14 protein-coding genes are annotated in these 14,788 nt (G+C 35.6%); 10 read left to right on the top strand and 4 right to left on the bottom strand.

All coding sequences use genetic code 11. From position 1 onward, the window contains the following. Positions 1–45: 45 nt before the first annotated feature. The 3 genes from WAZ07_RS15225 to WAZ07_RS15215 all read right to left on the bottom strand — a co-directional run bounded on the left by WAZ07_RS15225 (position 46) and on the right by WAZ07_RS15215 (position 2,843). Entirely contained in the window at positions 46–489 is a 444-nt protein-coding gene (locus tag WAZ07_RS15225) for an aminoacyl-tRNA deacylase (RefSeq protein WP_336473151.1), read from the bottom strand. A 73-nt stretch (positions 490–562) separates the two neighbouring features. Beyond that, positions 563–1,795 (bottom strand): MFS transporter, encoded by a 1,233-nt coding sequence (locus WAZ07_RS15220; RefSeq protein WP_336473150.1) that lies wholly within the window; start codon positions 1,793–1,795, stop codon positions 563–565. A 4-nt stretch (positions 1,796–1,799) separates the two neighbouring features. Continuing rightward, positions 1,800–2,843 carry an ArsR/SmtB family transcription factor gene (locus tag WAZ07_RS15215; RefSeq protein WP_336473149.1) on the bottom strand — a complete coding sequence of 348 codons (1,044 nt, stop codon included), beginning with the start codon at positions 2,841–2,843 and terminating at the stop codon, positions 1,800–1,802. A 405-nt stretch (positions 2,844–3,248) separates the two neighbouring features. Here WAZ07_RS15215 and WAZ07_RS15210 point away from each other — a divergent pair, with 405 nt between their 5' ends. The 6 genes from WAZ07_RS15210 (at position 3,249) to WAZ07_RS15185 (ending at position 9,427) form a co-directional block, all read left to right on the top strand. Continuing rightward, the gene (locus WAZ07_RS15210) at positions 3,249–5,453 is read left to right on the top strand and encodes a bacteriocin-associated integral membrane family protein (protein WP_336473148.1); all 2,205 of its coding nucleotides are present in this window, start codon (positions 3,249–3,251) and stop codon (positions 5,451–5,453) included. A gap of 9 nt (positions 5,454–5,462) precedes the next feature. Continuing rightward, the gene (locus tag WAZ07_RS15205) at positions 5,463–6,101 is read left to right on the top strand and encodes an ABC transporter ATP-binding protein (protein ID WP_336473147.1); all 639 of its coding nucleotides are present in this window, start codon (positions 5,463–5,465) and stop codon (positions 6,099–6,101) included. Between the two features lie 38 nt (positions 6,102–6,139). Next, positions 6,140–6,886 (top strand): Nif3-like dinuclear metal center hexameric protein, encoded by a 747-nt coding sequence (locus tag WAZ07_RS15200; protein WP_336473146.1) that lies wholly within the window; start codon positions 6,140–6,142, stop codon positions 6,884–6,886. A 139-nt stretch (positions 6,887–7,025) separates the two neighbouring features. Beyond that, positions 7,026–7,913, top strand: coding sequence for a PhzF family phenazine biosynthesis protein (locus WAZ07_RS15195; RefSeq protein WP_336473145.1), 888 nt, complete (start codon positions 7,026–7,028; stop codon positions 7,911–7,913). A 61-nt stretch (positions 7,914–7,974) separates the two neighbouring features. After that, positions 7,975–8,520 (top strand): hypothetical protein, encoded by a 546-nt coding sequence (locus WAZ07_RS15190; protein WP_336473144.1) that lies wholly within the window; start codon positions 7,975–7,977, stop codon positions 8,518–8,520. 154 nt (positions 8,521–8,674) lie between these two features. Next, complete coding sequence (locus WAZ07_RS15185; RefSeq protein ID WP_336473143.1) at positions 8,675–9,427, top strand: WecB/TagA/CpsF family glycosyltransferase; 753 nt, start codon at positions 8,675–8,677, stop codon at positions 9,425–9,427. A gap of 51 nt (positions 9,428–9,478) precedes the next feature. On the opposite strand, the gene WAZ07_RS15180 is transcribed toward WAZ07_RS15185, so the two are convergent. After that, positions 9,479–10,195, bottom strand: coding sequence for a HoxN/HupN/NixA family nickel/cobalt transporter (locus tag WAZ07_RS15180; protein ID WP_336473142.1), 717 nt, complete (start codon positions 10,193–10,195; stop codon positions 9,479–9,481). A 562-nt stretch (positions 10,196–10,757) separates the two neighbouring features. Here WAZ07_RS15180 and tatA point away from each other — a divergent pair. From tatA to WAZ07_RS15160, 4 genes are all read left to right on the top strand, one after another. Continuing rightward, complete coding sequence (tatA, locus tag WAZ07_RS15175) at positions 10,758–10,964, top strand: twin-arginine translocase TatA/TatE family subunit (RefSeq protein WP_336473141.1); 207 nt, start codon at positions 10,758–10,760, stop codon at positions 10,962–10,964. Between the two features lie 127 nt (positions 10,965–11,091). Beyond that, on the top strand, positions 11,092–11,856 hold the full coding sequence (gene tatC / locus WAZ07_RS15170; RefSeq protein ID WP_336473140.1) for a twin-arginine translocase subunit TatC: 765 nt from the start codon (positions 11,092–11,094) through the stop codon (positions 11,854–11,856). A 134-nt stretch (positions 11,857–11,990) separates the two neighbouring features. Continuing rightward, the gene (locus tag WAZ07_RS15165; RefSeq protein WP_336473139.1) at positions 11,991–13,064 is read left to right on the top strand and encodes a hydrogenase small subunit; all 1,074 of its coding nucleotides are present in this window, start codon (positions 11,991–11,993) and stop codon (positions 13,062–13,064) included. Continuing rightward, positions 13,061–14,785 carry a nickel-dependent hydrogenase large subunit gene (locus WAZ07_RS15160; RefSeq protein WP_336473138.1) on the top strand — a complete coding sequence of 575 codons (1,725 nt, stop codon included), beginning with the start codon at positions 13,061–13,063 and terminating at the stop codon, positions 14,783–14,785. Before WAZ07_RS15165 ends, WAZ07_RS15160 begins: the two co-directional genes overlap by 4 nt. Positions 14,786–14,788 lie beyond the last annotated feature (3 nt).

Below are 14,788 nucleotides of genomic sequence, written 5' to 3'. Positions count from 1 at the left end.
CATGGGAACAGTACTGAAAAAAGGTGAACTTCTTGAGTCACTACCTTAATCGAGAAAAGCAGTAACTTGATTTATGTTTTCTAACGCATTTGGGTCAATCTTCAACGTTGATGTTGGTTCGCCTGTACCTCCGTAAATAAATGGATAGCACATAAGGCCTCTATCTAAGATACAAGGTAATGGAAGAACTAAAGATACGCTGCCAACATTGTATCCAGTTATTTGCTTAATTTCTTGCGGAGTCGCCATTTTCAATTGATTGCATCTTAAAATCCCCGATACTTCTTGTAAATTTACACGTCCGCGAGCTCCAGAAACAATAACCGCAAAATAATCTTTTTCTGACTTGATCACTAATGTTGCAGCCGTTTGACCAATCTCAATTCCGAAATAATCTGCACCTTCTTGGGCGGTACGTATTTGTTTTTCGTGATGAATAATATCAAATGGAACTTCATGTTCTAGCAAAGTCATTTTTAAATTATTCATTGGTAAAAATCTCCCTTAGTGTAAATATATTTCCTAATAAAATTATACTATCTTTTGGATAACATAAAGAAAACTACGTGTTAGTAACGCTATTATTCTCCTCATCTAAAAAGGAAAAGAAGGGAAGTAACATCCCAAATAAAGCAGGAATAAGAATAATACTACCAATCATGATATACAAAAAACGGATACCTGATATTTCGACAATTTGCCCTGCAAATAAAATACCTAAAGGCATAGTTGCTCGGATCAAGAAGAGTCGAACAGAAAATATTTGTCCCATAAGATGAGAAGGAACGATTTTTTGAAGAAGACTCGTTTGATGAATATTGAAAAATGGGAAACAAATACCTCCAAGAATTTCGCATAAAACAGCAAGAGGAAAGGAGGTTACAAAACCAAGTAAGAAAAATGATAACCCGCCCATAAGTAGACCAGAAAGCATAACGTATCTTTGCGGCCATGTATTTCCCCATTTTCCGACTAGGAAAGAACCAATTACATAACCGAAAGGAAAACTCCCCATAAAAATACCATATGAAAAAGATGTTCCGCTTAATTCTTCTATTATATATGGAACGTTGATTACCATTGTTACCCCAACGCTAAATTGAACTAAAGAAGTAAAGAAGCCAAGCCATATAAGCGTACGTTGCTTGAAAAAATATTGATATCCAGAAATGATTTGTTTTAACCAAGTCACCTTTTTACTATCGTGTGTAACGGAAGGCTCATGAAGATAAGCAAGGCTACTCGCACTTATAAGAAATAAAACTCCTACCATTATATAAGTAGATGAAGCTCCTATGTAAGCAATGATGAGTCCTCCTAGTGTAGGAGCTAAGAAGCTCATTGTTCGGACTGTACCGTCAAGCCAGGCATTTGCTTGTGTCAGTTTATTATGTTCGACAATTGTAGGAAGCAGGGCTGACGCAGCAGGAACATATAGAGGTTGCAAAATTCCAAGTACGATTTGAATAATGAACAAACACCATATCTCAATCTGACCTGAAAACATAAGAAGAACGGGTATAAAAAACACCATTCCTCTTAAAATTTGAGACCACAGCATAATATATTTACGACTTATCCTGTCAATGAACGGGCCGATAAACAGCTGAAGAATTAAAGACGGGATAAAATACGTTAGCCATAGCGTTCCCATAGCGGACTTTGACCCGGTCAATTCATACAATAATAACGAATTACATAGAGCGCCTATCGCTCCTCCTAGTTCAGAAATGGTTTCCCCGAGCCATAAACATAAAAAAGAACGGTTGCTAAATACATGTTGATTTTCCTTCATTTTTTCACCTCTTTTCTAGAAAACGCTGTAATTTTCCTTGGAGAGAAGTTAAATGATCAAGCTGTATATAATACCGAGAACCTTTGCCATTAATGATGCGAGCTGCCCGAAGTAAAGACAAATGATGATGAAGAGTCGTTTTTGGAATTTTAAGCTGCTCGGTTAGCTCTTGAAGTGAATGATCTCTTTCTGTTAGCAACTTTATAATTTTTAATCGCGTTTCATCTCCAAGTGCCTTAAAACTATGAACTAATGTAGAAGGCGGAGAATAGGGATCTTCGATTAAACTCACATTATTGTCTGAGATTGGATAATAAAATACTTTCATCCCTGGTAAAGTTGTTTCTACATTCCAAGGCCGATACACATATTGCGGGATAAGTATAACTTGATGAATAGAAGGCTCAGGTTGATACGGACTACCGGTTATATATTTGACAAGCTCTTCTGGATGATGCGTTGATTGAAGTGCACGTTTTTGCTGGGCATCACGTTCAAGCATACTGGTAAACTCGATGTAATTAGGTTGTATCACAGTTTCATACCAACCTTCAGAGATGATTTTTAAATGTTCTTTAAGAAAGGAAGTATCGATAGATGAAATATGTTTTATGTATGCTGGAAAGAACTTATGATGTTGGCAAGCTTTTATAAGGGAAGTAATAGCTGCACTGTCTTGCTGGGATGCTTTTTGCCGATTACCTTCATGCTGTAATCCGATATAAGGAAGAGAGTGCCAACGTAATTCCTCTTCAGTTAGTTCATCAAGAAAATGAAAGAAACTTTCAAGAGAATCAAAAGTACGAGAGTGAAGTAATTGCAGCAAAGCGAACCATGTGTTGTGCTTGTGTGTATACTGTAGTGCTTCGCGAACGGCCGCAGGTAATTTTTTCTCAATCTCCTTCCAATACTCTATCGGCTTTTCAAAAGTATGGTGAAAATCGTAATACGTAAAAGCCGCAATACCTAATCCCATTTCGAAAAAAATCGAATGTTTAATTTGAACAGAATACGTTTCTCTTGTTGCATTAAGGTTCATTACTTTCATTGTTCAGCCTCCTTTTTTATCCCGCTATTTTTGGGCAGTAATACCCCCACTGATTAAAGTTTCACTTTATTTTATTCTATATTTTTCGAATTTTATTTTCAATAATTTTCGAATTGTTATGTACAAGTTTAGTAAATATCTTTATATCTGCTAGCTACTAATAGATTTCATTTTGAAGTGAAAAATGAAGCTATATAAATATAAATTAAAAAATCGACATAAAAACCCGCTTTCTTTTTAGGCGAGCGAGAGCATCTGGCCGTGCATAGAAGCGGTTATGTTGTATTCTGCATAGCAGTGACCTATATGTCGAAAAATTAAAATGAATTTATATATATAGACAATATCCATCCTAATGTTTCCATTTTTCTAAAAATATACTAAAATATGACAGAGGAGGATGTCATGAAAAAAGTTGTTGTGTTTTTTCTTATTGTAGCTTCTATATTGTCAGGGTTTATTGCATTTCAACAAACCGATCATAAAGAATTTGAAAAAATGGAAAAGGTAGAACAGCGGATAGGTAAAGAGTTCGTTATCCCAGATGTGATGCTTTTTAGTAATCCTAGTGAAATTTATCCTATATTGCTTGATGCAGCAAAGGAGTCACATACAAATATTTTTCGTACAAATGTTACGTATCACAAAGATGAACAGGCAGAAATTTTGAAGTATGTGTTACTAACAACTGAAACGGCATATTTCAAACAGTTTCAGGTAAGTAGCGGGAATATATTAAAGCCGAAAGACACATTGCAAGGTGATGCTTTTTTATCGACAGTACATACGAAGGATACAAACCAAAAAGGGGTTATAAAGGACTTTGGGGATAATCATAAGATTACAATTAAACTGCTTCAAACGTCATATGGACACTTACCTATGGCAGGACGATATGTCGTAGAAGTAGTAGACGATAAATCATACGATGCATTTTTAAAACTTTTCTCTAAAAAGCTAAATCAACATTTTAAGCCGAAACAGTATATTGTTGCTGACGATTTTAAACGGAATCTTAGTAATAACGAAGAAGCTTTTGGTTCACCAATTAATTCTTTATCCTATATTCAGTATATAGTGTTTATCGTGTTCCTATGTTTTCTCATTTATTATGTATTTAACGAAGCGAAAAGAATTGGTGTTATAAAAATGCACGGTGTATCGAATATACGTTTATGGTTTATTGTTATAGGCAGAACCATTATTAGTATGTTTATTATATCGTTATTCATTTCCGTACTTGCAGCTGCTTTCGTAAAAAGTGTAACTTCGGGGTTTATCTACACCGTTGTGTTCGATCAATGTAAAACATATCTTATCATTACAATATTATCTCTCGTTTCATATTTTTATATTTCTAAAATTAAAGTCAATCAAATGATTAAAAATAGAAAAGATACAAAAGGTATATTTGTATTAAATTCGCTATTGAAAGTTACTTGTTCTATTATATTTGTTTTATTAGGGACGTCTGTTTTAGAACAATATATCACGGTGAAAGACAAACAAGAGAATTTAAAAAACTGGGAGAAAAACAAAGATTATGGTGTCTTTTATCCACTTTCTGGTGGGAATGAAGAAGGTCAACAAGAGATGGATAAAACGGTGTCAATAATAAATGGAGAGCTTTATTCTATTTTAAATAAAATGGGAGCGGTATTAATTGATTCTAAGGATTATGAAGAATTACAGCTTATTTTAAGCAAGGATTATAAAGGAATTCGGTCAGTTACAGTAAATAATAATTACCTTCGCGAATTTCCGCTATATGACATTCAAAATAAGCGCGTGAAAGTTACAGAAGATATGGAAAACTGGATTCTATTAGTACCTGAAAAATACCAGAACAGGGAAAAAGAAATTCTTCATTATTTTGGAGAATGGAGAAAGCCAGCAATAGAATATGAAGAAAAAAGAATGCATAGAGAGGTCCCGAATCATTTACGTAATCGAAAAATAGACATTATTTGGATAAAAAATAATCAGGAGATCTTTAGTTTCAATCCAGATGTATATAAATCTGAAAATAATAAAATTAGAGATGAAATTATAGAGGTAATGACAGAGAAGAATAGTTTTGTTGGAGAAAGAGATCTTATATTAGGCGGAGGGGCGAACGATCCCTTAAAAATCAAGTTAATTGACAGAGATGCAGGATTAACTTATAAGGCTTTGGAGCCAGAACTTAAAAGGTTAGGACTAGATGATAATTTAAAATATCTTGTAACAGTTGATCAACATATTTTAAAAGATATATACAATCTGCAAAAAACAATGAAAATACTATTGACGGTTACTAGTGTATTAATTGTCGGCATATTATTTTTGGTTATACAAAATATTATTGTGTATTTCAATAAAAATCAGCAGAAAATAGTGGTGCATCGCTTATTTGGCGTAGGTTTTTTTAGAACATATAAGGGATACATGTTGTTATTTGTATTGACGTGGGTCGTACAACTATCGATTTGTTTCATCGTAAAAAAAGAGTTTGATATGAAATTGCTTACGGTAGCGGCGATGCTTATTTTAATTGAATTTACCGCGTCTATTATCGCATTAATCACTATAGAGCGAAGAAAAAAAACAACGGTAATAAAAGGAGGTTAATAGAAACGAATGCAATATATATGCGAACTGATAGATGTTAGTAAAAGTTATGGAAATCATACGATTCTAGATGAGTTCAATTTAAAAATTTGTGAAGGGGAAATGGTTGCGATTACTGGAAAAAGCGGATCCGGTAAAACAACGATTCTTAATATTATGGGAATGCTTGAAAATCCAGATAGCGGAGTCGTTAAATTGTTTGGTGAAGAGAGTCCTAGTATGAGTTCTAGTAAAGCAAATAAGCTTCTGAGAACGAAAATGTCGTATCTCTTTCAAAATTACGCACTCATCGACAATGATACTGTAAATAAAAATTTAGAAATTCCCTTGATTTATGTGAAAAAAACAAAGAAGGAAAAGAAAGAACTGAAAACAGTCGCGTTAGAAAAAGTTGGGCTGAGCGTATCATTACAGCAAAAAATACACGAGCTTTCAGGTGGTGAGCAACAAAGAGTCGCCATAGCAAGGATACTTCTAAAGCCTTGCGAATTAATATTGGCCGATGAACCAACAGGATCTTTAGACGATTCTAATAGAAATGAAATTATACAAATTTTAAAAAATCTAAATAAAGAGGGAAAAACAATTGTTATTGTCACACATGATCCATATGTAGCACAAGTATGCGATAGAGTCATTGAATTATAATTTTTGCGGAAATGAGAATATTAAGGGGAGAGAAAAATATGCATATAAAACAATTCAACCAATACATTGAGGAACTATTTGGAGAACATTTACGTAAGTACGGTGATCAGTTTGGGATAACAAACGTAAGCAATGAACATTTTCATAAGATTGGTTATACTACTAATTTAACACTTGAAACGATTGAAGAAGCAAAGAAAGAGAATGTAGATATGATGATAACGCATCATGATGCATGGGAGTTTCTATACGGAATGGAAGAAGCTTGTGCAACAAAACTGAAAGAATATAACATCAATCACTTTTGGGTGCATTCACCGTTAGATTTTGTTGAATTCGGAACGTGTACTTCGTTATTTCATACAATCGAAATTGATGAAATGATAACGTATTCTTCTTGTGACGATGAAGAATTACCTGGCGTCGGTGAATATACAAATCCAATTCCGTTTGCAGAGCTTGTAGAAAGAGTAGAGAATAAACTAGGTGAAAAGGTGAAGGCGTGGAAAAATAATGATAAAGAAGTAAAACGAATTGGTATTATAACAGGAGCAGGCCATTCAACTGATCATATTCAAGCAGCATTGGACAGCGGCTGCGATACATACATTACGGGAGAAAAGACGTTATATACAGTTCAGTATGCACAGTTTAAAAAGATTAATCTTATTGTAGGCAGTCATACATTTACAGAAATATTTGGTGTGGAAAGTTTAGTGAAAAGGCTGCAGGAGTTGGATAACTCGCTTGAGGTTGTTCAATTGTATGAGGAGCACATGGAATAGAGGGAGATTCTAGAGACAAATTATTCCTTAACAAAATCTAATAAAGAAGAAAATATAAATCAAAATGAAGGAAGTACAAGCTTTTTTACGTTAACTCTGTACGGAATATATATGTCAGTCGGAAAAGGAGATAACAGGATTGAAGATTAAAGCATATATGTTAAATGCCTTCACGAAAGATGAAAAAGGTGGAAATCCTGCTGGGGTTGTTTTAGATACAAAGGGTCTTACAACAAAAACTATGCAAGCTATTGCAAATAAATTAAATTTTTCCGAAACTGTCTTTGTACTTCCTTCTGTAGATGCAGACTATGAAATTAAATATTTTACACCAAATGAAGAAGTTGCTATATGCGGACATGCTACAATTGCTACTTTCTCTTTATTGGTTCAGATTAGAGGAATGAGCTCAAAGATATACTCGATAAAAACGAAAGCAGGGGTACTAAGTGTAGAGGTACATAACAATAAAATGATCTCTTTACAGCAAAATCTTCCGGAATTTCTTCAAACACTTCCCTGTGAAGAAATTATGAAATCTTTAAATTTAGATAAGGAAAAATTAATATCTGATATGCCCATTCAAATTGTGTCTACAGGTTTACGTGACATCATTATACCTGTAAGAGGGCTTACAGACCTGTTAAAGATTTCTCCTAATATGAAAAGGGTTGCTGAAATAAGTAAAACATATAATGTAACAGGTTATGATGTATTTACATTAGAAACATTGCATAATTCCACAGCGCATTGTAGAAACTTTGCACCTTTGTTTGGTATTCCGGAAGAAAGCGCTACTGGTACATCAAATGCGGCACTAGCATGTTATTTAATAAAACATAATAAAAAATTTGAAAAATATAGTACCTTCACCTTTGAGCAAGGCTATGTAATGGACACTCCTTCAGAAATTGTTGTAAATGTATCTACTAGTTTTGATAATATTACAGATGTTCAAGCAGGGGCCTTGCTTCTAATTTTCAAGAGATATATGTTTTTATATAAATTAAGAAATATTAATGATTAATAATCATACTTATGTGAAGAACGAGAGCCATATTTTAAGATTAATAATGTCGGAGGTATATATGCAATTTAAATATGAGTTAATTGGTACTGGTTGGGCAAACGGATTTATTGAACTAAACTCCCAAAAAATTGTATTTAGTCCCAGTTACATAACTGATGCATTTGGAGGTTTATTAGGTGGTTTAACCGACTTATCAAATGGTGAAGAACGAGTTGTAACTTTTTTATGGGAGGAAGAGCCCCATGGATTAGGTTGGAGACTCGAGCTTCAAGACAGCAAGGAACTATTCTTAACTATAACAGAATATAATGACACACTAGACTATATTAAGGGGAAGGAAGGCGTAACCATTGTAGACGCCACTTGTAATTTTCTTGACTTTGTTAAAATGGTTATAAAAGAAGCGGATCAAATATTACTTAGATATGGAATTGTGGGTTATCAAAATTTATGGGCCGAACACGAATTTCCATTAAGCAGTTACTTGCAATTGAAATATTTCTTAATGGAAGCAGACAAAATCTCCTTACAGACTAAAGAGAAATGTGAAAAAAAGGAATTAAAACAAGAGCTTCAATTCCTTATTCGTAATTTTAATTTTTAACTTTTACTTTTAAAAAGGATGTAAGCGACTGATGAATGTATGGATAGGTGTTTTAAAATATGATACATATTAGTTATCATAAGTACTGTGATGGTAGTTTGAAGTGAAAATTTACATAATGATAGAAACATATGAAGGGAATTAGATTTAAGAAATGAAACAACAATATATAAAAGGAATACCATTTTGTAGTTTGGAGTATAAACAGGTAGTACATATACTAAAAGATTGGTTATCAGAAAAGAACGAGAAACCAAGATTCATTGTTACTGCCAATCCTGAAATTGTGATGTCTGCGAAAGAGACAGCGTCTGAATCTGTACACTTCAAAAATATTTTGTTATCTGCAGACATAATCACAGCTGACGGAATCGGCATTATACTCGGTTCGAAAATTTTAAATGGACAGTTGAAAGAGCGGGTGACAGGTGCAGATTTAACGTATGACTTAATAGAATATTGTAATCAAAACAGCTATCGCGTGTTTCTTTTTGGAGCTGCTCCAGAAAATAATGAAAAAGCAATTAAAAATTTAAAAATAAACTATCCACATGCCATTTTTCAAGGGCAACACGGTTTTATAGGTAAGGAACAAATCGAAGAAGTAAAAGATCAAATCAAACAGTTTCAACCGCATTTGCTGCTTGTAGGCCTTGGTTCTCCTAAGCAAGAGATGTTTATCTATGACAATCTTCAAGAACTAAATGTCCCGTTGTCCATTGGTATTGGCGGGATGATCGACATTATATCAGGTAATGTAAAAAGAGCCCCAAAGGTTATGAGAGATACAGGAACAGAATGGTTATATAGGTTGGTAACACAGCCGAAGAGAATAAAACGGCAGCTTGTATTGCCGAAGTTTTTGTTGTCAGTTATAGCGGATCGGGTTAGAAAAACAGCGAATTAAAAGTATAAAAAGAGATGGAAAACCCATCTCTTTTCTTCTTTTAAATAATTGCTATTGGATCCAAAGTTGAAACAGCCCTTCTGTTATCCCTATGTTGTACATGTAATATATCCCAAACACTATACTGATGCTCCCAGTTATTTTGGTGAGTGTTTTATTCAGCCTTATTTTTTTTGCGCTAAAAACAAATGGAAGTCCAATAATTGTAGTAAAGAAAAGCATCCCAATAACAGTCCCTACACCAAATATAAGAATATAAATAGCCGCTTCCCAAACACTCTTCACCGTACTCATAGTTAATAGAACCATTGCTCCACTTCCAGCAAGTCCGTGCACTAAGCCGATCAACATGGATTTTAAATATGAAACATTTTTATGTTGGCGTTTATGCTCATGTTTACCGCTATGTATATGAGAGTGGATATGCTTATGTTCTTCTCCATCATGTTCGTGCTGATGTACATGAATATTTTTTAAAGAGAAGACGGTGGTCACACCAAGATAAACGAGCATAATACCTACTAAAAATTCTAATGACATCGCCCATTTTTCTGGTATTTCACCTTTCATAAAAATAAGAATAATTCCAATGATAAATAATGTAGCAGTATGACCTATTCCCCAGAATACTCCTGCTAAAGTGGAGCGAAATAATTTTTTGCTTTGACTAGCGATAGTAGAAACAGCGATTATATGATCCGGCTCAATTGCATGCTTGATTCCAAGTACAAATCCTAAAGCCAGAATGGATAGAAAACTCATCTCCATTCATATACCTCCTTTAATAATATAACCTACGAGATAAAAAGTTTAAAAATACGTTATAAATGTTAGTAAGTAAGAAGCAACATTCGACCAAATACAATGCAGGAATGTCATTTCAAAGGTAAATTATAACAGATAAAAATAAATTACTATTATAAAAGTAAATAAATTCATAAATTCTCCTTAAACCATATAAGTATAAGTTGAAAAATCAATATAAACCCTCTTTCTTTTTAGGAGGGCGAGAGCATCTGGCTATGCATAGAAGCGGTCAGGGCCTTTTTTCTGCTACAGGCAAGGTTTCAAACAACAGGAGAAGGCAAGTAGCGGTCATGTTATATTCTGTATAGCAGCGACCTATATGTCGGAAAATGAAACTGGATATATATAGTTTAATGATGTGCAAATCAATATGAAAAGTACCTTATTACACGAACAACAAAACTGACACATTTCGTTCATATTCGAACTTCTTGTGAACTTTCCACTATTTAGGACATTGTTTACCAAAATAATACTATAATTATTTCAGAAATACACATCAGAAGTGAAGGGGTGAATTCGCATGTTTTCTAATATTGGTGTTCCTGGTTTAATTTTAATTCTAACTCTTGCACTTATTATATTTGGCCCTAAGAAGCTCCCGGAAATTGGTCGTGCGTTTGGTCAAACGTTGAAGGAATTTAAGAAATCTACAGCTGAATTAAGGGATGATGTGATAAGTGAAGTAAAGATTGAGAAGAAGGAAGAGCAAAAAGTTGAAGCAAAGTAAAGTGTAGTAGCAAGAATTTGAAATGTCTGCGGTTTTACTTTTTTATGAAAACGATTTCGTGTTTTTATGCGAGTCGTTTTTTTGTAAAGCGGTAGCCGTAACCATTGTGAATGGGTAGGAGAAGAGGATGATAGATAAAGAATTACAGATTGTGGACCATTTAGAGGAATTGCGCAAACGGATTATCATTTCAGCTGTTGCATTTGTCGTTTTTTTTATCGTTGGATTTATGTTTGCCACTGATATTTATAAATGGTTTGCAAAGGGAATAGATATGAAACTATCGGTACTCGGACCAAGTGATATATTATGGGTATATTTTATGCTTGCGACGGTGGTTGCAATTGCAGGCACAATCCCTGTCATTGCGATACAAATTTGGTTGTTTGTACGTCCTGCGCTGCGTCCGAAGGAGAGAAAGATTGCGCTTACATATGTACCAGCACTCTTTTTCTTATTTATCATCGGGCTTGCGTTTGGCTATTTTGTTATTTTTCCTATGATTCTTTCATTTTTGCTTCATTTGGGTCAGGATATGTTTGTGACTCAATTTACAGCGGAGAAATATTTTCAATTTATGATGAATGTGACATTGCCGTTTGGGGTTTTATTCGAGCTTCCAGTCGTAGTTATGTTTTTAACTTCGCTCGGTATTTTAAACCCTTATGTATTATCAACCATTCGTAAGTATGCCTATTTTATTCTGGCTGTAATTGCTGTTGTCATTACGCCGCCAGATTTCGTGTCCGATTTTATCGTAACAATCCCGTTATTCGTGCTGTATGAAATCAGCATTTCTCTTTCTAAGTTTGTTTTTCGAAAGCAATTGAAGCGCAGGCAGGAAGAAGAGAAAGAATGGACTGTTTACGAGCAAGGGGACACTATCAAATAGTTATGAAAAGTGATGAAAGAGTTTTTGTGAACAATTCTTCCGTATCAAGACGAAAATAGGGTTAGTATGTTACATTTACCCTGAATTTCTGAGTATTACTTACTTGTTCCATGGAAAATGGAGGGGGCTAGCAAATGAAAAAGCAGAAAACAATCTATGAAACTGCGATGGATAATGGGGTTACCCGAAGAGATTTTTTGAAAATGTGCACTGTATTGGCTGCGGCGATTGGTCTCGATTTTTCAAAAACAGATAAAGTTGTAAAGGCGATGGAGACGAGTACAAGAGTTCCTGTAGTATGGCTGCAATTCCAAGATTGTACAGGCTGTTCAGAGTCGTTTATTCGTTCTTCTCAACCTAAAATTGAAAGCGTTTTATTTGATATGATTTCACTCGAATACACAGAAGTTCTTTCGGCTGCATCTGGATTTCAAATTGAAGCAGCGATGGAACAGGTGTTGAAAAAATATAAAGGAAAGTATGTTCTTGCTGTTGAGGGAAGTATTCCTCAAGAGGGCTTCTTAAACATTGGAGGAAAATCAGGAAAAGATACTTTTATTGAAATGGCTTCGAACGCGCAAGCTGTCATTGCCTATGGATCTTGTTCTGCATGGGGTGGCATTCCTGCTGCTTATCCAAATCCAACGGGGGCAAAACCAATTACAAGCTTTCAAACGAGCACACCTACTATTCTCGTTCCAGGTTGCCCGCCGATTGCAGAGGTAATGACTGGTGTGATTGCTCACATTATAACATTCGGAAAATTACCAGAATTAGATTATCTCGGACGTCCGAAGGCATTTTATCGCCATCGTATCCATGATAAATGTAACCGCCGCGCCTATTTTGATGCAGGTCTGTTTGTAGAGTCCTTCGATGATGAAGGAGCAAAGCAAGGGTATTGCTTATATAAGGTTGGCTGTAAAGGGCCAACAACTTATAATTCCTGTGCTGAAATGCGCTGGAACGGCGGGGTTAGCTATCCGATTCAATCGGGAAATCCTTGTATTGGCTGCTCGGAAAAGGGATTCTGGGATAATGGTCCTTTCTACACAAGAAGAGCGAAAATTCCTGGCTCACAAACAACGATTAATCCGGATACGATTGGATTAGCAGCAGTTGGTGTTACGACAGCAGGTATTGCTGTTCATGCAGCAGGAACTGTAATTAAGAAAAAAATCGATGACAAACGAGGGGAAGACGAATGAGCGAGCGTATAGTAGTAGATCCAGTTACGAGAATTGAAGGCCATCTTCGCGTTGAGGTAGATATCGATGATAGGGGTATGATTAAGGATGCATTTAGTTCTGGGACAGCGGTTCGGGGACTGGAGTTAATCGTTCGAGACCGTGACCCTCGTGACGTATGGGCGTACATTCAACGTATTTGCGGTGTTTGTACATCGACTCATGCTCTTGCGTCACTTCGGGCCGTTGAAGATGCACTAGAAATTAAAATTCCGAGAAATGCTCATTTGATACGGGACATTATGAATATGGTTATCTTCTTTCATGACCATGTCGTTCACTTCTATCATTTACATGCGTTAGACTGGGTCGATGTAGTAAGTGCGTTAAAGGCAAATCCTTCTGAAACATCACGAATTGCACAATCGATTTCAAGTTGGCCAAAATCTTCTCCAGGATATTTTGCAGATGTGCAAAACAAAATAAAGAAACTTGTAGATAGCGGACAACTTGGCATCTTTGCGAATGGATATTGGGGACATAATGCATATAAACTTCCGCCAGAAGTGAACTTATTAGCAGTTGCTCACTATTTAGAAGCACTTGACTGGCAAAAAGAAGTTGTAAAAGTACAAACGATTTTTGGAGGTAAAAATCCGCATCCTCACTATGTAGTAGGAGGTATGGCAACTCCACTTGATATTAATAGTGACAATGGTATTCATGCAGAACGATTAATGCATGTATCTCAAATCATTGACCAAGCTCGTGAATTCGTAAGTCAAGTGTATGTGCCTGACGTAATTGCCATCGGTTCTTACTATAAAGATTGGACATATGGCGGCGGATTAGATAATTATTTATGCTATGGTGATTTCTCTACGCGCAGCATATATGATACGAAATCATACCGATTCCCAAGAGGAATTATTTTAAATGGAAACATGAATGAAGTACATGATGTAGATCTCAAAGATCCTGAACAGGTGAAAGAGTTTATTGATCATTCTTGGTATACATATGATGGCAAGGAAGGCGGTGGGATTGGAAAGCATCCGTTTGAAGGAGAAACGTCCCTTCATTATACAGGACCGAAAGCACCGTATAAGAATCTGGATACGAATAAGCAATATAGTTGGCTGAAAACACCGCGCTGGAAGAATCAGCCGATGGAAACAGGTCCGCTCGCTCGGATGATGGTTGGTTATGCAGCAGGAGATAAAGAGATTATAAGCTTGATGGACGACACGCTGAAAAAGCTAGATCTTCCAATTACTGCAATGAAATCAGCGCTTGGTCGTACAGTGGCACGTGCGCTCGAAACGACTCTTCTATCGAATTGGATTCGACATGATATGGATGAATTACTTCATAATGTGAAGAATGGAAACCAGGTCACATTTGACCGTACAAAATGGGAGCCAAGCACCTGGCCGAAGAAAACAAAAGGAGTTGGTTGGGTTGAGGCACCGCGCGGAGCACTAGGGCACTGGATTGATATTGAAAATGGAAAAACAAAAAACTATCAAGCTGTCGTTCCATCTACTTGGAATGCATCGCCGCGTGATCACAACAATAATCTTGGAGCTTATGAAGCGGCATTGAAGGGAACACCGCTGCTGAATAAGGAACAGCCATTAGAAATTTTACGGATTATTCATTCCTTTGATCCTTGCCTTGCTTGTGCAGTGCATTTAACAGATTTAGAGTCTAATAAAACAACTGAAATCCGATTAGGTTAGGAG

This window comes from Bacillus bruguierae (assembly GCF_037104725.1).
Taxonomy (GTDB): Bacteria; Bacillota; Bacilli; order Bacillales; family Bacillaceae_G; genus Bacillus_A; species Bacillus_A bruguierae.
The sequence above is the reverse complement of the archived record's forward strand: the minus strand, read 5'-3'. Positions and strand labels throughout refer to the sequence as shown.

Bases quoted from the DNA above. Each gene is read 5' to 3' on its own strand.
- WAZ07_RS15225 (WP_336473151.1), bottom strand. From the start codon at position 489: ATGAATAATTTAAAAATGACTTTGCTAGAACATGAAGTTCCATTTGAT.
- WAZ07_RS15220 (WP_336473150.1), bottom strand. From the start codon at position 1,795: ATGAAGGAAAATCAACATGTATTTAGCAACCGTTCTTTTTTATGTTTA.
- WAZ07_RS15215 (WP_336473149.1), bottom strand. From the start codon at position 2,843: ATGAAAGTAATGAACCTTAATGCAACAAGAGAAACGTATTCTGTTCAA.
- WAZ07_RS15210 (WP_336473148.1), top strand. From the start codon at position 3,249: ATGAAAAAAGTTGTTGTGTTTTTTCTTATTGTAGCTTCTATATTGTCA.
- WAZ07_RS15205 (WP_336473147.1), top strand. From the start codon at position 5,463: ATGCAATATATATGCGAACTGATAGATGTTAGTAAAAGTTATGGAAAT.
- WAZ07_RS15200 (WP_336473146.1), top strand. From the start codon at position 6,140: ATGCATATAAAACAATTCAACCAATACATTGAGGAACTATTTGGAGAA.
- WAZ07_RS15190 (WP_336473144.1), top strand. From the start codon at position 7,975: ATGCAATTTAAATATGAGTTAATTGGTACTGGTTGGGCAAACGGATTT.
- WAZ07_RS15185 (WP_336473143.1), top strand. From the start codon at position 8,675: ATGAAACAACAATATATAAAAGGAATACCATTTTGTAGTTTGGAGTAT.
- WAZ07_RS15180 (WP_336473142.1), bottom strand. From the start codon at position 10,195: ATGGAGATGAGTTTTCTATCCATTCTGGCTTTAGGATTTGTACTTGGA.
- tatA (WP_336473141.1), top strand. From the start codon at position 10,758: ATGTTTTCTAATATTGGTGTTCCTGGTTTAATTTTAATTCTAACTCTT.
- tatC (WP_336473140.1), top strand. From the start codon at position 11,092: ATGATAGATAAAGAATTACAGATTGTGGACCATTTAGAGGAATTGCGC.
- WAZ07_RS15165 (WP_336473139.1), top strand. From the start codon at position 11,991: ATGAAAAAGCAGAAAACAATCTATGAAACTGCGATGGATAATGGGGTT.
- WAZ07_RS15160 (WP_336473138.1), top strand. From the start codon at position 13,061: ATGAGCGAGCGTATAGTAGTAGATCCAGTTACGAGAATTGAAGGCCAT.